Annotated in this window: 13 protein-coding genes; 4 read left to right on the top strand and 9 right to left on the bottom strand. The window is 72.7% G+C overall.

From position 1 onward, the window contains the following. Positions 1-202: 202 nt before the first annotated feature. The 4 genes from ACZ60Q_RS17135 to ACZ60Q_RS17120 form a co-directional block, all read right to left on the bottom strand. The gene (locus ACZ60Q_RS17135; RefSeq protein ID WP_469634623.1) at positions 203-562 is read right to left on the bottom strand and encodes a hypothetical protein; all 360 of its coding nucleotides are present in this window, start codon (positions 560-562) and stop codon (positions 203-205) included. Then, entirely contained in the window at positions 559-927 is a 369-nt protein-coding gene (locus ACZ60Q_RS17130; RefSeq protein ID WP_469634620.1) for a WhiB family transcriptional regulator, read from the bottom strand. Before ACZ60Q_RS17130 ends, ACZ60Q_RS17135 begins: the two co-directional genes overlap by 4 nt. 171 nt (positions 928-1,098) lie before the next feature. Then, positions 1,099-1,428: a hypothetical protein gene (locus ACZ60Q_RS17125; RefSeq protein WP_469634617.1), complete on the bottom strand. Its 330-nt coding sequence runs from the start codon at positions 1,426-1,428 to the stop codon at positions 1,099-1,101. A 167-nt stretch (positions 1,429-1,595) separates the two neighbouring features. Further along, complete coding sequence (locus tag ACZ60Q_RS17120) at positions 1,596-3,815, bottom strand: ATP-dependent DNA helicase UvrD2 (RefSeq protein WP_469634614.1); 2,220 nt, start codon at positions 3,813-3,815, stop codon at positions 1,596-1,598. A 260-nt stretch (positions 3,816-4,075) separates the two neighbouring features. Here ACZ60Q_RS17120 and ACZ60Q_RS17115 point away from each other — a divergent pair, with 260 nt between their 5' ends. Continuing rightward, positions 4,076-4,330 (top strand): glutaredoxin domain-containing protein, encoded by a 255-nt coding sequence (locus ACZ60Q_RS17115; protein ID WP_006127421.1) that lies wholly within the window; start codon positions 4,076-4,078, stop codon positions 4,328-4,330. Between the two features lie 78 nt (positions 4,331-4,408). Here ACZ60Q_RS17115 and nudC read toward each other — a convergent pair whose 3' ends face one another. The 5 genes from nudC to ACZ60Q_RS17090 form a co-directional block, all read right to left on the bottom strand. Next, a complete protein-coding gene (gene nudC, locus ACZ60Q_RS17110; RefSeq protein WP_469634610.1) occupies positions 4,409-5,365 on the bottom strand; it encodes an NAD(+) diphosphatase in 957 nt (318 codons plus the stop codon). A 120-nt stretch (positions 5,366-5,485) separates the two neighbouring features. Then, positions 5,486-6,880 (bottom strand): dipeptidase, encoded by a 1,395-nt coding sequence (locus tag ACZ60Q_RS17105; protein ID WP_469634607.1) that lies wholly within the window; start codon positions 6,878-6,880, stop codon positions 5,486-5,488. A gap of 10 nt (positions 6,881-6,890) precedes the next feature. Next, positions 6,891-10,427 carry a UvrD-helicase domain-containing protein gene (locus tag ACZ60Q_RS17100; RefSeq protein WP_469634604.1) on the bottom strand — a complete coding sequence of 1,179 codons (3,537 nt, stop codon included), beginning with the start codon at positions 10,425-10,427 and terminating at the stop codon, positions 6,891-6,893. A gap of 79 nt (positions 10,428-10,506) precedes the next feature. Next, positions 10,507-13,980, bottom strand: a complete 3,474-nt coding sequence (locus tag ACZ60Q_RS17095; RefSeq protein ID WP_469634601.1) for an ATP-dependent helicase — start codon at positions 13,978-13,980, stop codon at positions 10,507-10,509. Between the two features lie 209 nt (positions 13,981-14,189). After that, the gene (locus tag ACZ60Q_RS17090; protein ID WP_469634598.1) at positions 14,190-14,726 is read right to left on the bottom strand and encodes an MGMT family protein; all 537 of its coding nucleotides are present in this window, start codon (positions 14,724-14,726) and stop codon (positions 14,190-14,192) included. Positions 14,727-14,932: 206 nt separating this feature from the next. Here ACZ60Q_RS17090 and ACZ60Q_RS17085 point away from each other — a divergent pair, with 206 nt between their 5' ends. From ACZ60Q_RS17085 to ACZ60Q_RS17075, 3 genes are all read left to right on the top strand, one after another. Next, on the top strand, positions 14,933-17,785 hold the full coding sequence (locus ACZ60Q_RS17085; protein ID WP_469634595.1) for a lysylphosphatidylglycerol synthase domain-containing protein: 2,853 nt from the start codon (positions 14,933-14,935) through the stop codon (positions 17,783-17,785). 93 nt (positions 17,786-17,878) lie between these two features. Next, positions 17,879-19,471 (top strand): alpha/beta hydrolase, encoded by a 1,593-nt coding sequence (locus ACZ60Q_RS17080; protein ID WP_469634592.1) that lies wholly within the window; start codon positions 17,879-17,881, stop codon positions 19,469-19,471. A 109-nt stretch (positions 19,472-19,580) separates the two neighbouring features. After that, entirely contained in the window at positions 19,581-20,876 is a 1,296-nt protein-coding gene (locus ACZ60Q_RS17075; RefSeq protein ID WP_469634589.1) for an alpha/beta hydrolase, read from the top strand. The last annotated feature ends 12 nt before the right edge of the window (positions 20,877-20,888 follow it).

Below are 20,888 nucleotides of genomic sequence, written 5' to 3'. Positions count from 1 at the left end.
GAGCCAGGTCGAAGGGGCCTTGTCACCTTCGGCGGCGGTGCCGCAGTGGGCGCACACCATGCTGTGCTCGGCGGGTTGTTCGGGGGATGGGTCTCCTCGTCCACCTCCCGGCGATATCCCCGTGACCGGATGGGCGATGGTACGAAGCACCGCGGGGCCGTCCGGAAACGGACAGCCCCGCGGTGAGGTGATGGGTGCGCGGTCAGTGCATGACCGCTATGGCCAGCGCGCGGCGGGCGCGCAGCGAGGCGCGCTCCGCCCGGCGCTGCATCCGGCGGGCGGAGATCAGGCGGGCCGACCGGCGGTCCTCCTGGGCCTCCCGCAGGCGGTCGTGCATATGCGCACGAGCCAGGGCTTCTGGGATGAGTTGCATTTCGCGGGTCCTGTTCTGACGCGAGTCGTTCGCACCGATGATGGTGACGTCGGGGGTGGCGGAGCCGACGGGCTCCTTCGTGGGGGTGATCATCGGTGCCTGATTCCGGGGGTCATGGGTCTGGGGACGGTCGATCGTTCCGAGGCGGAGCCTGCGTGTGGGGGCGGGGACCCCACAGGTCGCGGTCACGCTGCGACCGGGTTCTTGCGCGGACGGCCACGCGGACGCTTGCGGGCCACGACGACGCCCTGGACGAAGAGCTCGCCGCCCCAGACACCCCACGGCTCGCGGCGGTCCTTCGCCCCGGCGAGGCAGGCCTGGACGAGCGGGCAGGTGCGGCAGAGGGACTTGGCGTACTCGACGTCGGCGGGCGACTCGGCGAAGAAGACCTCCGGGTCGTAGGAACGGCAGGGGACAGGCACGCCGAGGTTCTCGATGGCGTCGTCGAGCGCGGTGAGCGTGGTGAGCGGGGTCAAGGCGGAGTCCTCCGTGGAGCCGGGCGGCGAGATCGGGGTGGAAAGCGGTACTGACGGGGCGTGCGTTTCGATGTGCACGATGGGTGGTGTCCTCGTCTGGTCGTGCCGGCCTGTTGGCCGGTTGGCGGCTGCTGGTACCAGGTGCTGCTTGTCCCGAGGCTCCTTCGTCCCGTCCGTTCGGACAAAACAAAAGGGCCGCGGATCCCGAGTGGGGTTCCGCGGCCCTGAAGGCGCCGGCCTGATGCTGGATCAGGCTGGATCACTCCAGGGTTCAGGCCCACGGAAGGCCCACATCTTGTGGTGCTGCTGCGTCTGCTTCTTGGCTCCGGCGCCGACTGCCGCAAAGGCATAGGCCTGAGCCTGTGCTGCCTTCACTACTGCTGCCGCCGGTGCCTCGGTCGGTCGCTCATTACGCTCCCGCGTCACGGGGAGGCTCGCCGGGGACAGCGGACGGACGGCGGAGATGCCGGACAGACCGGTGGCACGAAGCGAGGCAGCCGAGGAGCGGGTGAGGCCGAGCGAGCAGGTGGAGACGACCGAGAGATCGGTCATTTTCTGGGTTTCGATGATGCTGATCACTTCAATCGCCTCCTCTCGGCGTCTCGGGGGGACCGGCCGGGACCGGTCCTGCGTATTCGGATAAGTACAGCACGGAATCAGGGCTTCGGAGAAGCCGCTGTTGCCGTGGTTAAGAACCTATGGTGACGACTGGGGCGGGCGCAAACTATTTTCTGGACGAGTTTCCCTCAGGTCTCGTCGACGCCCTCACCAGGCTCGCTATCAACCTTCTCACCTGCACAGATGGTCAGAACGTCGGTGCCGAAGCGGCTCAACTTCCGGTTGCCGACGCCGGCGATGACGACCAGCTCGCCCTCGGTGGACGGCACGGCCTCGGCGATCGCCATGAGGGTCTTCTCGGTGAACACGCAGAAGTCCGGCTGGCCCAGCAGGGCCGCCTGGGCGGCGCGCCAGTCGTACAGCCGCCCGTACAGCGCCTCGTCCATGTCCGAGGGGCACTCCTCGCAGCGCATCAGCTTCATCTCGCCCGCGTCGGTGAGCGTGCGTCCGCAGACCCGGCACCGCACCGGGCTCCTGGGCTTGCGCTCGACGGCCGGGGTCCGCTCGGCGGCCGCGGCCCGGCCGGTGCCCCGGTCGATGCCTCCGCCGCCGCCGGCTCCGCCCCGCGCGCCCGTGGCCGCCGAGCCCGGCCGCAGCCCGTTCAGGAAGCGAGTGGGCTTCCTGCCGCCCCGGCCGCCCGGAGACCGGGACAGCGCCCAGGAGAGCGAGAGGTGGACGCGGGCGCGGGTGATCCCGACGTACATCAGGCGCCGCTCCTCCTCGACCTGCTCGTCGGTCTTGGCGTAGGCGATCGGCATCATGCCCTCGGTCAGGCCGACCAGGAACACGGCATCCCATTCCAGGCCCTTCGCCGAGTGCAGCGAGGCCAGCGTCACCCCCTGGACCGTCGGGGCGTGCTGGGCGGCCGCCCGCTCGTCCAGCTCACGGACCAGGTCGGTCAGGGTCGCCCCCGGCTTCGCCGTCTCGAAGTCCTCCGCGAGGCGCACCAGCGCGGCCAGCGACTCCCAGCGGTCGCGCACGGCCCCCGACCCGGCGGGCGGCCGACTGGTCCAGCCCTTGGTGGAGAGCACCGCCCGCACCTGGGACGGCAGCCCCTCCGCCTCGTCGAGCAGGGAGTCGTTGCGCCCGGCACGGGCCGCGCCGCGCAGGGCGGTGCCCGCCTCACGGACCTCGGCCCGCTCGAAGAACCGCTCGGCGCCGCGCAGCTGGTAGGGCACCCCGGCGTCGGCGAGGGCCTGCTCGTAGACCTCGGACTGGGAGTTGACGCGGTAGAGCACGGCGACCTCGCCGGCCGGCACGCCCGCGGCGATGAGGTCGCGGATGCGCCGGGCGGTGGACTCTGCCTCGGTGGGCTCGTCGGAATACTCCGTGTAGACCGGCTCGGGCCCCTTGTCGCGCTGCGAGACCAGCTCCAGCCGGTGGTCGGCGGCCCTGCCGTGGGCGTGGCTCAGCAGGCTGTTGGCGAGGTGGACGACCTGGGGGGTGGAGCGGTAGTCCCGCACCAGCTTGACCACGGTCGCCCCCGGGTGGCGGTTGCGGAAGTTCAGCAGGTGGTCGGGGGTGGCCCCGGTGAAGGAGTAGATCGTCTGGCTGGCGTCGCCGACGACGCAGAGATCCTCCCGGTCGCCGACCCAGAGGTCGAGCAGCCGCTGCTGGAGCGGGCTCACGTCCTGGTACTCGTCGACGACGAAGTGCTGGTACTGGCCGCGCACGTGCTCGGCGATGTCGCTCCGGTCCTGGAGGATGCCGACGGTGAGCAGCAGCACGTCCTCGAAGTCGATCACCGAGCGGTCGCGCTTGAGCTGTTCGTACGTGGAGTAGATCTGGGAGAGGACCGCCGGATCGCGGGGGGCGTCGCGCCGGGTCTTGGCGACCGCCGCCGGATAGTCGGCGGGGACGGTCTGGGTGACCTTGGCCCACTCGATCTCGCTGGTGACGTCCCGCAGCTCATTGCGGTCGAGCCGGAGCTCGCAGCGGGCGGCCGCCTCGGCGACCAGCTGCACCTTCCGCTCCAGCAGCCGGGGCAGCTCGCCACCGACTGCTTTCGGCCAGAAGTACTGGAGCTGCCGGAGGGCGGCGGAGTGGAAGGTCCGTGCTTGGACGCCGGTCGCGCCGAGCTGTCTCAGACGGCCGCGCATCTCTCCGGCGGCCCGGTTGGTGAAGGTGACGGCGAGCACGGTGGCCGGCTGGAGGATGCCCGCCCGCACCCCGTACGCGATGCGGTGGGTGATCGCGCGGGTCTTGCCCGTACCGGCTCCGGCCAGCACGCACACCGGTCCGTGCAGGGCCAGAGCCACCTCGCGCTGCTCGGGGTCGAGCCCGTCGAGCACGGCGTCCGGGGTCTCGGGAACCTGTGGGAAGAGGGTGGAGTGCGTTGCTGCTGTCACCCCGCCATGCTGCCAGGTCCCCGGGGGCGGATGCGGCGGTTGTCCACAGGGGTGAGGTATTCGTCGTACCGGGGCGGGCCGTGCGGGGCAGGTCCGGGGCCGGTCCCGGGGCCCGTACCGGGCCGGTCCCGGCGGGGTGGGAATGGTGGCCGCCTCCCGTACGTTCCCTATCGTGCGGGAGCGCTGCGGAGCGCCGCCGGACCCGCGAGTGACGCTGCCGGCCGCGCAGCGTACGGACGAGACGAAGGAGCGCCAGCGACATGGCGGGCACTGTGACGATGTACAGCACCACCTGGTGCGGCTACTGCCGTCGGCTGAAGAGCCAGATGGACCGCGAGGGCATCGCGTACAACGAGGTCAACATCGAGCACGACCCGGAGTCGGCCGCGTTCGTCGAAAAGGCGAATGGCGGAAACCAGACGGTCCCCACGCTGCTGATCGTGGCCCCCTCGGGCACCGAGTCGGTCATGACGAACCCGTCTCTCGCCCAGGTGAAGCAGGCGCTCGCCGCCTGACCCGGCCGATGGACGACTGCCCGTCGCGCGTACCACTGCCCCCGGCACCACCGGGGGCAGTGGTGTGTCCGGCGTTGCTCAGCCGTTCCGCTTCGCGCTGCCGGGTCTCGGGAGCGGCTTGCCGTACCAGAGCTCGATCAGGCGGGCAGCGATCGAGATGCCGAACGGGGGCATGACCTCGCCGGACTCGAAGGCGGCGGTGAGGTCCTCGCGGGAGAACCAGCGGGCCTCCTCGATCTCCTCGCCGTCGACGGTGATGTCGAAGGACGTCGCCCGCGCCATGAAGCCGAGCATCAGGCTGGAAGGGAACGGCCACGGCTGGCTGGCGATGTACTCGACCTCACCGACGGTGATCCCGGCCTCCTCGTAGACCTCGCGGGCCACGGACTGCTCGATCGACTCCCCCGGCTCGACGAACCCGGCGAGCGTGGAGAAGCGGCCCTCCGGCCAGTGCACCTGGCGGCCCAGCAGGGCCCGGTCCTGGTCGTCGGTGACCAGCATGATGACCGCCGGGTCGGTGCGCGGGTAGTGCTCGGCGCCGCAGGCCTGGCAGCGGCGGATGTGGCCGGCCGCCGCGATGACGGTGCGCTCGCCGCAGCGGGAGCAGAAGCGGTGCAGCCGCTGCCAGTTCTCCAGAGCGACCGCGTGCACCATCAGGCCCGCGTCGCGGGGGCCGAGGAGGAGACCCGCCTCGCGGAGCCCCGCGGGCCGGGCCGACTGATCCATGCGGCCGGGCAACGAGTCCTTCTGGAGTGCGAAGTAGCTCACGCCGTGCTCGTCGGTGCCGAGGAAATACCGGTGGGTCTCGGTGACCGGGGCCTCGAAGGCCTGGGTCATGACGATCTCGGTGTCCCCGTCGGGGGTGTCGTCGATCAGCACCTGCCCGCCGGAGACGACGAAGACGCGGGTCGTCGGGTGGCTCCACGCGACGGCCAGCCACGCCTCGTCGAGGCGGTGGTGTGCCGCGCGGTCGATGCCGCTCGGCGCGGTGAGGCCGATCGGGCGGTCTGCGGTGGCGTTGTCGAAGGTGCTCACAGGTGCTTCCTACTCCCCCTGGGTGGATCGGGTGTGCACAGGTACGTGGAGGGTGCGCAGAGGATTCAGCGGAGTGCCCGGCGTTCAGCGGAGTGCCGGGGATCAGCGGAGTGCCGGGGATCAGCGAAGTGCCGTGGCCAGTTCGCCCCACAGGTGGGCGGTCGTCTCCACTCCCTTGAGCAGAAGGTCCAGCTCGACCTTCTCGTCGGGGGCGTGCCAGCCGTCGGAGGGTACGGAGATACCGAGGAAGAGGACGGGGGCGCCGAGCACGTCCCTGAGGTCGGCAGCGGGACCGGAGCCTCCTTCGCGGGTGAAGAGGATCTTCTTCCCGAAGGCCCGGCCCATCGCGCGGGCCACCGCCTGGAGGGCGGGGTGGTCCAGCGGGGTCAGGCAGGGGCGGGTGGCGGGCTGGAAGGCGATCCGGTGGCGGACGCCCGCCGGGATACGGGATTCGGCCCAGGCCCGGACGGCCCGCTGCACGCGGTCGGGCTCCTGGCCGTCGACCAGCCGGAAGCTGATCTTCACCAGGGCCGAGGAGGGGATGATCGTCTTGCTGCCGGGGCCCTGGTAGCCGCCGCCGATGCCGTTGACCTCGGCGGTGGGGCGGGCCCAGACGCGCTCCAGCGTGGAGTACCCGGCCTCGCCGACCGCGGCGCCCGACTTCGCGGTGCGCAGCCAGGTGGCCTCGTCGAAGGGCAGTTCGGCGAAGAGGGCCCGCTCGGTGTCGGTGAGGTCGGTGACCCCGTCGTAGAAGCCGGGGATCGCGACCCGGCCGTCCTCGTCGTGGAGGGCGGCGACGAGGCGGGCGATCTCGGTGGCCGGGTTGGGGACGGCTCCGCCGAACGATCCGGAGTGGATGTCCTGGGCGGGACCGTACAGCTCGATCTCGCACTCCGCGAGGCCGCGCATGCCGGTGCAGACGGTCGGGGTGTCCTCGTCCCACATGCCGGTGTCCGAGACGATCACCGCGTCGGCGGCGAGCCGGTCCGCCCGCTGCTCGGCCAGGGCGCGGAAGTTGGGGGAGCCCGACTCCTCCTCGCCCTCGATCAGCAGTTTGAGGTGGACGGCGGGGGTGGTGCGGCCGGTCGCGGCGAGGTGGGCGCGGACCCCGAGGGTGTGGAAGAACACCTGGCCCTTGTCGTCGGCCGCGCCGCGTCCGTACATCCGGCCGTCCCGGATCACCGGCTCGAACGGGTCACTCGCCCAGCCGTCGTCGAGGGCGGCGGGCTGCACGTCGTGGTGGCCGTAGACCAGGACCGTCGGGGCGTCCGGGTCCTCGCTGGGCCACTCGGCGAAGACCGCCGGGGCTCCGGGGGTCTCCCAGATCTCGGTGACCGGGAAGCCGGTCTCCCCGAGCTTGGCGCTCAGCCACTCCGCACTGCGCCGCACGTCCCTGTCGTGCTCCGGCTGCGCGGATACGGACGGGATGCGCAGCCACTCCGCGAGGTCGTCGAGAAAGGCTGCGCGGTGCTGTTCGGTGTACGTACGGACGGCGCTGTCCGGGGTCTCGCTCATGCTCTTGAGCCTATCCGTCCCGCGGGGCCGGCTCGTCCAGCAGGATCCGCTCCAGCTCGGCCCGGCCGGGCAGCCACCGCGGATGGACGGTCTCCCCGCTGCGTACGTAGAGGAAGGTGGCGGTGACCTCTTCGAGCGGCAGATCGTGCAGCTCGGCCCAGGCCAGCCGGTAGACGGCGAGCTGGAGCGGGTCGGCGGTGCGGTGGCGGGTGGTCTTCCAGTCGACGATCTCGTACCGGTCGCCCGTGCGGTAGACGGCGTCGATACGGCCCCGGATCACGCGGCCCGCGAGGGTGATCTGGAACGGGGTCTCCACCCGATACGGCGTGCGCCGGGCGTACGCGGTGCGCTCGAACGCCTCCTTCAGTTCGGCGAGGTCCCGCTCGTCGGCGATCTCCGCGTCGCTCTCGTCTCCCCCGGGCAGTTCGTCGGGGCCGAGCATGGGCAGCGGCAGTTCTTCGTACCGCGACTCCACCCAGGCGTGGAACCGGGTGCCCCGGCGGGCGGCGGGCTGGGGCGGGCGGGGCATGGGCCGGGCCAGCTCCCGGGCGAAGGCGTCGGGGTCCTCGGCCAGGCGCAGCAGCTGGGTGGCGGAGAGCGCGGCGGGCACGAGGACCTCGCGCACGGTGGCGCGGGCGCGGCGCAGCTCCCCGGCGAGGGAGTCCAGGTCCCGGTCCCAGGAGGCGAGGGTGCGGACCTCCTCGGGGGTGAGGCTCTGCCTGGGACCGGCCTCCTCCGGGGCGGGCCCTTCCGTCGTACCGGCCTCCTCGGGGTGGCGGGCGGCCGGGATGTGCGGGGGCGGTGCGATGTCCGGTGCCGCGTCCTGCGCGGCGTCCGGTGCTCCCGGGGGGCGTTCGGTGGGGAGCGCGTCCCAGTCCCAGTCCTCGTCGACCGGCTCCCCCTCCGCCGGTCCCTCCTCGAACAGTGCCTCCTCGACCGGTACGTCATCGACCGGTACGTCATCGACCGGTACGTCATCGGGCTCGGGCCCGTACGCCGGTGGCTGCTCGTCCCCGTGGACGGCCAGCCGCTCCAGGTGGGCCAGCACGGTGTCCCGGGCGGCGCGGCGGCGGGCGAGGGCGTCGGCGTCGAGCGGGAGCGGCCAGACCAGGTCGGCGTCGCGTTCCGCGAGGGCCGGGTTCTCCTCGTCCTCCGCGGGCTCGTCCGCCCAGGCCTCGATCTCCCCGTGGCCCGCCGCGCAGTGTTCGTACAGCGCGTCGAGGAAGGCGGACGGGCCGCGTGTCCTCTTCTGGGACGGTCCCCACCAGTGGCCGGAGCCGAGGAGCAGGGAACGGGGGCGGGTGAAGGTGACGTAGCCGAGGCGCAGTTCCTCCGTGTGCTGGTGCTCCTTCAGCTCCGCCTTGAACGCCTTGATCCCCTTGGCGTCGTACGTGTCCAGGGCCGGGAGCGTCGCCGCGTCGCCGCGCAGGGCGTGCGGGAGCACCTTGGCCTGGGCGGTCCACGCGTCCCGGGCCCGGTCGCCGGGGAACTGGCCCGTGACCAGTCCGGGCACGGCGACGACGTCCCACTCCAGGCCCTTGGACTTGTGGGCGGTGAGGACCTTGACGGTGTTCTCGCCGCCGGGCAGCGCGTTGTCGAGGCCCTTCTCGTACTGCGCGGCGGTTCGCAGGAAGCCGAGGAAGGCGAGCAGGGTCGCCTCGCCGTCCAGGGAGGCGAACCGGGCCGCGGTGTCCAGGAAGTTGGCGAGGGTCTCCCGGCGGCGGGCGGCCAGCGCCTGCGGGGACGCGGACAGCTCGACCTCCAGGCCGGTGGTGGCCAGGACGCGGTGCAGAACGTCCATCAGGGGGTCCGCGAGCGAGCGGCGCAGGTCGCGCAGCTCCCGGGCGAGGCGGGCGAAGCGGACGCGGGCCTCGGCGGAGAACGGCAGCCCGTCGTCGGCCGTGTCCCCCACGACCAGGAAGGTGTCCAGTGCGTCCGCGAGCGATATCACCTCGGCCGGGTCCGTGCCCTCGACCGCGTCCGCGAGCCGCTGGTCCGCGTCGGCGTCGTCCGCGTGGCCGGCCCGGTGCACGAGGAGGCGGGCGCGGCGGCCCAGGAGCGCGAGGTCACGGGGGCCGATGCGCCAGCGCGGTCCGGTGAGGAGGCGGACCAGGGAGGCGTTGGCCCCCGGGTCCTGGAGGACCTCGCAGACGGCGACCAGGTCCGCCACCTCGGGCAGGTGGAGCAGCCCGGCGAGGCCGACGACCTCGACCGGGATGTCCCGGGCGACCAGGGCCGCCTGGATCTCGGGGAAGTCTCCGGCGGTGCGGCACAGGACGGCGATCTCGCCCGGCGGGGTGCCGGTGCGCACGAGGTGGGCGAGGGAGTCGGCGAGCCAGTCGATCTCCTCGGTCTGCGTGGTCAGCAGGGCGCAGCGGACCATGCCGTCCCGTTCGGCTCCGGGGGCGGGGCGCAGCGCCTCGACGCCCTCGTGCATCGCCCGCAGGGGTTCGGCGAGGCCGTTGGCGAGTTGGAGGAGACGGCCGCCGCTGCGCCGGTTCTCGCTGAGGCTGTAGCGGGTGGCGGGGGTGCCATCGGCGCCCGGGAAGTGTTCGGGGAAGTCGTCGAGGTTGGCGACGGACGCGCCGCGCCAGCCGTAGATGGCCTGGCAGGGGTCGCCCACGGCGGTCACCGCGTGGCCGGTGGGCGTGGGGCTGCCCTCCCCGGTCTCCGTACCGGCTCCGAACAGCGCGGACAGCAGCAGGCGCTGGGCCACCGACGTGTCCTGGTACTCGTCGAGGAGGACCACCCGGAACTCCTCGCGCAGGATCTTCCCGACCTCGGGCCGGGTCAGGGCCAGCTCGGCGGAGAGGGCGATCTGGTCGCCGAAGTCCAGGAGGTCCCGGCTGCGCTTGGCGGCCCGGTAGCGCTCGGTGAGGCCGAGGAGGGAGCGGCGGGCCTCGGCGGTCTCGGGGATCTTGCGCAGATCGGCGTTGCTGAGCTTGGCGTGTTCCAGGGCGCTCAGCAGCTCGGTGTCGTACGTGGCGAGCGCGCCGGGCCCAACGAGGTGTTCGGACAGCTCCCCGTCGAGCGCCAGGAGATCGCTGACCAGGGTGGGAAAGGACCGGGTGAGCGCCGGATACGGGCCCGGGGCCTCGCGCAGCACCTTCGCGGCGAGCTGGTAGCGGGTGGCGTCGGCGAGGAGGCGGGTGGTCGGCTCCAGGCCGATGCGCAGGCCGTGCTCGGTGAGGAGCCGGCCCGCGAAGGCGTGGTACGTGGAGATGGTGGGCTCGCCCGGGGGGTTGTCCGGGTCGATGGTGTCGGGGTCGGTGACCCCGGCGGCGATCAGCGCCCTGCGGACGCGCTCGGCCAGCTCGCCCGCCGCCTTGTTGGTGAAGGTGAGGCCGAGGACCTGCTCCGGCGCGACCTGTCCGGTGCCCACCAGCCAGACCACGCGGGCGGCCATCACCGTGGTCTTGCCCGACCCTGCTCCGGCCACGATCACCTGCGGGGCGGGCGGCGCGGTGATGCAGGCCGTCTGCTCCGGGGTGAACGGGATCCCGAGGAGCTCCTTGAGCTGCTCGGGATCGGTGATGCGTGGGGACACCCGAGCAACGGTAACCGGATCCACCGACAACCCGGCACGAACCGGATGCCCGGTTGGCCGACCGACCGTCTGACGGCTTCTAATCGACCACCTGACGGCCTTCCGGCTGCGCGCCGCACGAGGCGCGGAAGGCGCAGTGGGCGCAGTGGGTGCCGGTGGTGGGTGTGAAGCGTTCGTCCAGGACCTTTCCGGCGGCGGTGGCGAGCAGGCCGGAGACCCACTCCCCAGCCAGTGGTTCCTGGGCCTGGACCTTGGGGAGGGCGTCGCCACCCTCCTTCCTGGGTGCGGGCTGGCGGAGCTGGACCAGCTCGGCGCCGCCCGGTTCGGGCCGTCGGCCGTCGAAGAGGTCGTCGACCGCACCCTCGCGGACGGCGAGCTGGTAGACGGCGAGCTGGGGGTGGGCGGCGACCTCGTCCTTGGTGGGCGCGCCCTTGCCGGTCTTGAAGTCGACGACGTACGCCCGGCCCTCGGCGTCCTGTTCGACCCGGTCCATCGAGCCCCGGATGCGGACGGCGTACTCTCCCGCCTCCAGCGTCACGTCGAAGTCGTGCTCGCTCGCGGTGGGCGACCGGCCGCCCCGGTCCAGGACGTGCCAGTGCAGGAAGCGTTCCAGGGCGGCGCGGGCGTGGTCCTTCTCCTGCTCGGACTTCCAGGGGGCGTCGAAGGCGAGGCCGTTCCACACGGAGTCCAGGCGTTCCATGAGGACGTCCAGGTCGGCGGGGGTCCGGCTGGAGGCGACCTCGTCGGCGAGTACGTGGACGACGTTGCCGAACCCCTGGGCGGCGGTGGCCGGGGCGTCGGCCTTCACCTCGCGGCCCAGGAACCACTGGAGCGCACAGGTGTTGGCGAGCTGGTCCAGCGCGCTGCCGGAGAGGGTGACGGGCTGGTCGCGGTCGCGCAGCGGGACGGCGGAGCGGGTCGGCTCCTCCAGACCCCACCAGCGGTACGGGTGGGCCGCGGGCACCAGCGGCTGCCCTTCGTCGTCGGTGAGCGCGGCGAGCCGGGCCAGACGGTGGGCGGCGGCCTCGCGGAGTGCGTCGGAGGCGGCCGGGTCGACCGTGGTGGCGCGCAGCTCGGCGACGAGCGCGGCCACGGCGAGGGGCCGGCGCGGGCGGCCGGTGACGTCGCGGGGTTCGACGCCCAGCTCGGTCAGGAAGCGGGAGGGCTGGTCGCCGTCGTCGGCGGGGGCCTTCACGGCGGTGACGACGAGGCGGTCGCGGGCGCGGGTGGCGGCGACGTAGAAGAGCCGGCGCTCCTCTGCGAGGAGGGCCCCGGGCGTGAGGGGTTCGGCGAGTCCGTCGCGGCCGATCCGGTCGGCCTCCAGGAGGGAGCCCCGGCGGCGCAGGTCGGGCCAGAGCCCCTCCTGGACCCCGGCGACGACGACGAACCGCCACTCAAGACCCTTGGAACGGTGGGCGGTCATCAGGCGTACGGCGTCGGGGCGGGCGGTCCGCCGCGAGAGGGTGTCCGCGGCGATGTCCTGGGCGTCGACCTCTTCGAGGAAGTTGAGGGCCCCGCGCCCGCCGGTGCGCTCCTCGGCGCGGGCGGCCGTGTCGAACAGGGCGCACACCGCGTCGAGATCGCGGTCGGCGTTGCGCCCACCCGCCCCGCCGCGCAGCGCGGCCCGCTCCAGCCTGCCGGGCCAGGGGGTGCCGTTCCACAGGGTCCACAGGGCCTCCTCGGCGGTGGAGCCGCCTTCGAGGAGTTCGCGGGCCTTGCGCAGGAGGGCGCCGAGGCGCTGCGCTCCGTGGGCGTACGCCGGGTCGTGGGTGACGAGCCGTTCGGGCTCGGCGAGCGCGCGGGCCAGCAGTGCGTCGGAGCGGGCGGGGACCCGGATTCCGGCGGCGCGCTCCTCGTCGCGCAGGGCCCGGCCGAGGCGGCGCAGGTCGGCGGCGTCCATGGAGCCGAGCGGGGAGGTGAGGAGGGTGAGGGCGGTCTCGGTGTCGAGCCAGGGGGCGGGCCCTTCCGCCGACAGGTCCTCCGTCTCTTCCTCCGTCTCTTCCTCCGTCTCTTCCTCCGTCTCTTCCTCCGTCTCTTCCTCCGTCTCCGTTTCCGCGATCGCTGCCGCTCCCGCGATCGCTGCCGCCTGTGCTTCCGCGGGGCTGTGGTGCAGCGCGGCCGTCGCCACCGTCCGCAGCGCCGTCAGCAGCGGGGCGACGGCCGGTTCGTGGCGCAGCGGCAGATCGTCGCCATCGACCTCCAGAGGGACGCCTGCGGAGGTGAGGGCACGGCGGACGGCGGGCAGCGAGCGGCCTCCGGCCCGCACCAGCACGGCCATCTCCTGCCACGGCACCCCGTCCTCCAGATGGGCGCGGCGCAGCAGATCCGCGATGTTCTCCAACTCCGTGGACGCGGTCGGGTAGGTGTACGTCTCGACCCGGCCGCCGTCCCGGACGGCGGCCGGGTCGCGGTGGGCACGGACCATGTCGGCGGGCAGCCGGGTCAGGGGCATCCGCCGGGTGAGCAGCCGGGTCGCCGCGAGCAGTCCCGCCCCGGAACGGCGGGAGGTGGTGAGGACGCCGACGGGCGCGGGGCCCCCGTCCGCCCGGCGGAAGGTGTCCGGGAAATCGAGGATGCCGTTCACATCGGCGCCCCGGAACGTGTAGATCGACTGGTCGGGGTCGCCGAAGGCGATCAGCGTCCGCCCACCGCGCGCATCAGCATCGCGCTCATCGGCGTACCCCGGCGCGCGTCCCCGGTTGCCCGCCAGCGCGTGCAGCAGGCGCACCTGGGCCGGATCCGTGTCCTGGTACTCGTCGACGTACACCGCGTCGTAGCTCCCGGCCAGCCGCTCCGCCACCTCGGGACGCTCGGCGAGCAGGACCGCGCGGTGCACCAGCTCGGCGTAGTCCAGGACGCCCTGGGCGTCGAGGATGTCGAGGTACTCGGCCAGGAACTGGGCCGCCGCCGTCCAGTCCGGGCGGCCGGTGCGGCGGGCGAAGGCGGCCAGCGCGTCCGGGCCGAGACCCAGCTCACGGCTGCGGGCCAGCACGGCGCGCACCTCGTCGGCGAAGCCGCGGGTGGTCAGGCAGGACCGCAGCTCGTCCGGCCAGCGGACGTGGGCCAGACCCTCCTTCTCCAGGTCGAGCTGGCCCGCGAGCAGCTCGCGGACGGTGACGTCCTGTTCCGGCCCGGACAGCAGGCGCAGCGGATCGGCGAACAGGTCGGCGTCCTGGTGGGCCCGGACCAGGGCGTAGCAGTACGAGTGGAACGTGGTGGCCTGCGGGCCCCGGGCCGCCCCGAGACGGGCGGCCATCCGGTCGCGCAGTTCGACGGCTGCCTTACGGCTGAAGGTGAGGACGAGGATGCGGGCGGGGTCGGCGCCCCGGTTCACCCGCGCGGCGACGGATTCGACGAGGGTGGTGGTCTTCCCGGTGCCGGGCCCGGCCAGGACCAGCAGCGGGCCGCCCGGGTGGTCAACCACCGCACGCTGGCCTGCGTCCAGGAGGGGGGGATCCACGGAACCCGGCGGAGTGCGGACCAGGCGGTACGCACCCGTGGTCCGCGGCCGTGACTCACGGTGCGGACTGTGCCGGGTGGAGGAGGAACTCACGTGGATCGCCGGTCCTGGTGGGTGTACACGGGTGTACGGGTGATGAGGGACGGGGTCGGTGCAGCCGAGGAAGAGGGAAGGGGCGGAGCGTGCCGCGCGTTGACGACGCTACGCCAGCGACGGGACGGAAGGCAGCGGCCGTGCTGCGTCGCTCGTCACGTGCTCTGTCACGTCGGAACGTATCCGCCGGAGGCCGATGGCGGAAGCTGTCAGATGTGAGCATTCTCGCCCGGACCACCCAGACGGCCCGGACCACCCGGACGGCCCGGACCACCCGCGTCACCGCCCGCCCAGCCCGGACCTCGCCCCTCATCGGACGCGGCATCCGCCCGCCCGCTGTCACCGCCGCCGTCACCGCCGCCGCCGTCCGGGGGCGTGCCGCCGTCCCAGCGGGCGCGCCGCATGTCGATGCGCGGGATATGCCCCTCCGCCTGGCGCGACGCCTCACGCAGGGGGGTGCCCTCGGCGCGGTAGTGGTCCAGCGCCCGGAGCTCGTGGGCGGGGAGCAGCGTCCCGTCGGACCTCACGACGCGCCACCACGGCACGGCCGATCCGTACAACGCCATGACCCTGCCGACCTGGCGGGGTCCCCCCTCGCCCAGCCACTCCGCGATGTCGCCGTACGTCATCACCCGGCCGGGCGGGATCAGATCGGTCACGTCGAGGACGCGCTCCGCGTACTCCGGCAGTTCGGCGCCGGCCGGGGCGGTGCCGGAGCCGCCCCCGTCCGTCTGGTCCTGGCTCATCCGTCCCATCTTGCCGTACGCCACCGACAGCCCGCCCGAAACCGTGTCCGTACGGGCACACAGCGTGCACACGGGTGGAAAGGAGCGTATGTTGCGCTTCCCGCGCCCGTGCGATGCACCCTGATGCCCTCCTCCGTCCACGGGCCGTGCCACCATCATCCGGGCGGTGACCGGTGATACCAGAACACGACGACGGACCAGAGGCGATGAAGGAGCAGGGCGTGCAGCCACCGAAGGCGGCGGACGCCTCCGATGCCGGGGAGCGCCCGCAGGGTGATTCCGAGTCCTCCGGAGCACCCGGCGCCTCCTCCTCCGGAGCACCCCGCGCCGACGGCCCCACGACGTCCACCACCGGACATCTGGCCGGCTCGACGCGGGCCTCGGCCGAGGCCGCTCTGACCGACCGCGTCTCCGGCGACGAGCCGCTGCTCCCCGCCCGGGTGCACCGCCCCTCCGACCTGATGCGGCTGCTCATCGGGGTGCTCGCGATCGCGGTCCTGTTCTCGATCGCCGCGTTCGCCCAGGGCACCACCACCGGCTTGGAGGACGACATCTCCAAGGGCACCGAGCAGGCGCCCGACCTGTTGATCAAGATCGCCGGTCTGGTGTCCAGCATCGCCGTGCTGCTGGTGCCGGTCGCCTTCGCCATCGAACGCCTCATCAAGCGCGACGGACTGCGCATCGCGGACGGTGTGCTCGCCGCCGTGCTCGCCCACGGGGTGACGCTCGCCACCGACCTCTGGGTCTCGCGGTCCGCGCCCGGCACCATCCAGGACGCGCTGACCCAGCCGCAGACGACCGGCGGGCTGACCGACCCGGTGCACGGCTATCTCGCACCGGTCATCGCGTACATGACGGCGGTCGGAATGGCACGGCGGCCGCGCTGGCGCGTGGTGCTGTGGGTGGTGCTGCTGCTCGACGCGTTCGCGATGCTGGTCGGCGGGTACACCACCCCGTTCTCGATCATCCTCACCGTGCTGATCGGCTGGAGCGTGGCGTACGGGACGCTGTACGCGGTCGGCTCCCCGAACGTCCGCCCCACCGGGCAGCACCTGATGGCGGGACTGCGGCACGTGGGCTTCCGCCCGGTCGCGGCGATGCGCACCGAGGACGCCCCGGACCACGCCGACCAGAACGACCGGGGGCGGCGCTATCTGGTCACCCTGGAGGACGGGCCTCCCCTGGACGTCACCGTCGTCGACCGGGAACAGCAGGCCCAGGGGTTCTTCTACCGGGCCTGGCGGCGGCTCACGCTGCGCGGGATCACCCAGCGGCGCTCGATCCAGTCGTTGCGCCAGGCGCTGGAGCAGGAGGCGCTGCTCGCGTACGCGGCCATCGCCGCCGGGGCGAACGCGCCCAAGCTGATCGCCACCTCGGAGCTGGGCCCCGACGCGGTGATGCTCGTCTACGAGCACATCGGCGGCCGGACGCTGGACTCGATGGAGGACGCGGAGATCACCGACGACCTGGTGCGTGGCGCCTGGCATCAGGTGAGGGCCCTCCAGTCACGGCGGATCGCGCACCGCAGGCTGACCGGTGACGCGCTCCTGGTCGACCGTTCCGGCAGGGCGTTCGTGACGGATCTGCGCGGCGGCGAGATCGCCGCCGGTGATCTGGTGCTGCGGATGGACGTGGCCCAGTTGCTGACCACGCTGGGGCTGCGGGTGGGGGCCGAGCGGTCGGTCGCCGGGGCGTTGGCCGTACTCGGCCCGGACGCGGTGGCGGACTGTCTGCCGCTGCTCCAGCCGATCGCGCTGAGCCGCTCCACGCGGGCGACGCTGCGCCGGATCGCCCGCGAGCGTTCGCAGCGCGAGCGGGAGGCGGTGGTGGAGGCCTCGCGGGCGGCCAAGCAGGCGAAGGCGCGGGATGCGGCGGAGTCCGCCGGGGGGACTCTCCCGGATCACGGCGCGGAGCTGAAGGCGGAGCAGAAGACGGGCCCCAGGACGGGTCCCAAGGTGGATCACAAGGCGGAGCGCAAGTCGCTGCGCACCGAGAAGCAGGCCGAGAAGCGCGCCATCGACGACGCGCTGGAGGAGGCCCGCGAGGAGGATCTGCTCGCCCAGATCCGCCGTCAGGTGCTGCTGATCCGCCCGCAGGCCCCGGTCGAACCGGTCCGCCTGGAGCGCATCAAACCGCGCACCCTGTTCAGCTTCATCGCCGGAGCCATCGCCGCGTACTTCCTGATCTCGCAGGTCACCCAGGCCGACTTCGGGGCGGTCGTGGAGCAGGCGGAGTGGGGCTGGGTGGCGGCCGCCCTCGGCTTCTCGGCGCTGAGTTACGTGGCGGCGGCGATGAGCCTGCTGGGTTTCGTGCCGGAGCGGGTGTCGTTCCGCAAGACCGTCCAGGCGCAGGTGGCCGGCTCGTTCGTGAAGATCGTGGCGCCCGCCGCGGTCGGGGGCGTGGCACTGAACACCCGCTTCCTCCAGCGGGCCGGGGTACGCCCCGGTCTCGCGGTGGCAAGCGTCGGGGCCGCACAGTTGTTCGGACTCGGGGCCCACATCCTGTTGCTGGCGCTGTTCGGCTATCTGACCGGTACGGAGAAGACCCCGGACTCACTGACCCCGTCCCGGACGGTGATCGCTGGTCTGCTGACGGTCGCGGTGCTGGTGCTGGTGGTGACGGCGGTCCCGTTCCTGCGGAAGTTCGTGGTGACCCGGGTGCGCTCGCTGTTCGCCGGGGTCGTGCCGCGCATGCTGGACGTGGTGCAGCGACCACAGAAGCTGCTGACCGGCATCGGCGGCATGCTGCTGCTGACCGGCCTGTTCGTGCTCTGTCTGGACGCCTCGATCCGGGCGTTCAGCGGCCCGGACGTTCCTCAGCTGAGCTACGCGAGCATCGCGGTGGTCTTCCTCGCCGGGAACGCGATCGGCTCGGCCGCCCCGACGCCGGGCGGCATGGGCGCGGTCGAGGGGGCCCTGACGCTGGGCCTGATCGCGGTCGGGCTGCCGAAGGAGGTCGCGGCGCCCGCGGTGCTGCTGTACCGCGTGATGACCCTGTGGCTGCCGGTGCTGCCCGGGTGGATCGCCTTCAACCAGCTCACCCGCAAGGGCGAGCTGTAGCCGAGCGGGGACCCGGCGGCGGCAGCGGGCCTCCGCCACCCGCATGGACCGCGCCCGGCCGCGCTCCCCGGCGCCCCGCCGCACGATGGGGTCATGAGGACTTCCCCCGCTCTGCGTGCCGCCACCCTCGCGGTGACCGCCACCGTGCTGCTGCCGCTGGCCGCCTGTTCGGACGGCGGTGACGGGGAGGGGGCCTCGACGCCCACCGGGGCCTCGACCGCCTCGCCGACCTCCACCGCCGGTGACCTGGCGTCGCAGAAGCTCGCGTGGTCCCCGTGTCCACCCCCGAACACGGCCCAGGGCGGGGGCGAGTCGCCGTCGCCTCTGCCCGGCGGCGTGGTGTGGGAGTGCTCCTTCATGAACGTCCCTCTCGACTACGCGAAGCCGGACGGCCGTACGATCGAACTGGCGCTGGTGCGGGGCAGGGCGAAGGACCAGAAGCGGCGGATCGGCTCGCTGGTGTTTAACTTCGGCGGGCCCGGCGCGTCCGGCGTCGCGACGCTGCCCGCGTTCGGCACCGAGTACGACAAGCTCCGCACCCGCTACGACCTGGTGAGCTTCGACCCGCGCGGGGTCGGCCGCAGCGAGGGCGTCGAGTGCGCGGACGACGTCCAGCTCGACGCCCTCTACCAGGAGGACTCCACCCCGGACGACGCGGCCGAGGAGAAGCAGTTCGTCCAGGGGCAGAAGAACTTCATCGCGGACTGCGAGGAGAACTCCGGCCCCGAACTCCCCTTCGTGGGCACGACGAACGCCGCCCGCGACCTGGACCTGATGCGCGAGGTCCTGGGCGACGACGAACTGCGCTACTTCGGCATCTCGTACGGCACGGAACTGGGCGGCGTCTACGCCCATCTCTTCCCGGACAAGGTCGGCCGGGCGGTCTTCGACGCCGTGGTCGACCCCACGAAGGACGCCGAGCAGTCCTCCCTCGGCCAGGCCGAGGGCTTCCAGCTCGCCCTGGACAACTTCACGAAGGACTGCGCGGAACGCGAGGACTGCGCGCTGCCCGGCTCCACCCCGCAGGAGGTCGAGCAGTCCGTCGCCGATCTGCTGGCCGACCTGGAACAGGAGCCCATCGACGGGCTCGGGGACCGGGCGCTGACCCAGACGCTGGCCACCACCGGCATCGCTTCCGCGCTCTACTCCAAGGAGACCTGGCCGCTGCTGGAACAGGGCCTGGACGAGGCGGGCGGCGGGAACGGCGGGCTGCTCCTCGCGCTGGCCGATTCACTCAACGGCCGCTCGGAGGACGGGCGGTACGACAACTCCAACGCCGCCAACATCTCCATCAACTGCGCCGACAGCAGCCAGCGGTTCTCCCTGGAGGGGACGAAGGCGGCGCTGCCGGCGTTCCGCAAGGCGTCCCCGCTGTTCGGGGACTATCTGGGCTGGGGCCTGATGAGCTGCACCGGCTGGCCGGTGGCGGGCGCCTGGAAGACCCCGGACGTCAGCGCCCCGGGGGCCGCCCCGATCCTGGTCATCGGCAACACCGGCGACCCGGCGACTCCGTACGCGGGCGCGAAGGCGATGGTGGAGAAGCTGGGCGAGGGCGTCGGCGTCGAGCTCACCTACAAGGGCGAGGGGCACGGGGCGTACAACAGCAAGGACGCGTGTGTGCAACGGACGGTCGACGGCTATCTGTTGAACGGTACGGTGCCGAAGTCCGGCACTGTCTGCGGGTGACCCCGGCCCCCGACTCCCTTGCCCCGCAAGGCGGTTAGCATGACCGCACACCACAGCCGCCCGACGCGTCGCCACCGGCTTCGGGCCTCGGGGAGGGAAGCCGGATCATGTGTGCGCACCGTCGTGTCCATCGGGTCACCGTCTCGACGGGAGCAGCTCTCCTCGCGGCGGGACTGCTCGTCGGCGGCTCGGTTCGCTGCTGTTCAACTTCGGCGGCCCCGGCGGATCCGGTGTCGGAACACTGCCGCGCTCGGCCGACGCGTACGCGAAACTCAACTCCCGCTACGACCTCGTGAGTTTCGATCCGCGCGGGGTCGCGGCCAGCTCCGGGATACGCTGCCGCACCGACAAGGAGCAGGAGCAGGCCCACCGGAGCGTCGATCCGACTCCGGACACGGCGGCGGAGGAGACCGCGTTCATCGAGGACGCCGCGGGCTTCGGCGCCGGCTGCGAGCGTCGCTCGGGCGCGATCCTGCCGCACGTCGGGACGACCGAAGCCGCCCGCGACCTGGACCTGATCCGCGAGGTACTGGGCGACGAGAAGCTGTCCTACTTCGGCTTCTCCTACGGTACGGAGCTGGGCGGAACGTACGCGCACATCTTCCCGCACAAGGTGGGACGCACCGTGCTGGACGCGGTCGTCGACCCGACGGCCGACGGGTCCGGGCACGCCCGCAACCAGACCACAGGCTTCCAGCGTGCCCTGGAGAACTACCTCAAGGACCGCGGCCAGGACCCGAAGGCGGGCTCCGAGCGCATCGCCCGGCTGCTGGCCCGCATAGACCGAAGCCCGCTGCCGACCGACTCGGACCGCGATCTGAGCGAATCGCTCGCCATCACCGGCATCGTCACCCCGCTGTACTCGGAGTCGGACTGGCCCGCCCTGACGGCCGCGCTCGACGAGGCGGAGAACGCCGGGACCGGCAAGGGGCTGCTCCGGCTCGCCGACTCGTACAACGGCCGCGACGAACAGGGCCGTTACGACACCCAGAGCCACTCCCAGCGGGCGATCTCCTGCGCCGACTCGGCCTCCCGTCCCACGGTGGACGAGGCCCGTGCGCTGCTGCCGGAGTTCCGGAAGCTGTCACCGGTCTTCGGCCCGTTCCTGGCCTGGGACACCGCGGGCTGGTGCGCCCAGTGGCCGGTCGAGGGGGAGCACGAGACGCCGGAGACCAGCGCGCCGGGCGCTGGCCCGATCCTGGTCGTCGGGACGACCGGCGACCCGGCGACCCCGTACGAGGGGGCGCGGCGGATGGCGGACGAGCTGGGCAAGGGCGTCGGCATCCTGCTGACCAACAAGGGCGAGGGGCACGGGGCCTACGGCGGCAACGACTGTGTGACGTCGACGATCGACGACTACTTCCTGGACGGAAAGGTCCCGGAGGACGGCAGGACCTGTTCGTAGGAGGGGCCCGGG

Source organism: Streptomyces sp. NPDC104313, assembly GCF_055583985.1.
This window is presented reverse-complemented; position numbering and strand designations above follow the sequence as displayed.

Coding starts and splice junctions, on each gene's coding strand:
- ACZ60Q_RS17115 (WP_006127421.1), top strand. CDS start 4,076: ATGGCGGGCACTGTGACGATGTACAGCACCACCTGGTGCGGCTACTGC.
- ACZ60Q_RS17105 (WP_469634607.1), bottom strand. CDS start 6,880: ATGAGCGAGACCCCGGACAGCGCCGTCCGTACGTACACCGAACAGCAC.
- ACZ60Q_RS17090 (WP_469634598.1), bottom strand. CDS start 14,726: ATGAGCCAGGACCAGACGGACGGGGGCGGCTCCGGCACCGCCCCGGCC.
- ACZ60Q_RS17085 (WP_469634595.1), top strand. CDS start 14,933: ATGAAGGAGCAGGGCGTGCAGCCACCGAAGGCGGCGGACGCCTCCGAT.
- ACZ60Q_RS17080 (WP_469634592.1), top strand. CDS start 17,879: ATGAGGACTTCCCCCGCTCTGCGTGCCGCCACCCTCGCGGTGACCGCC.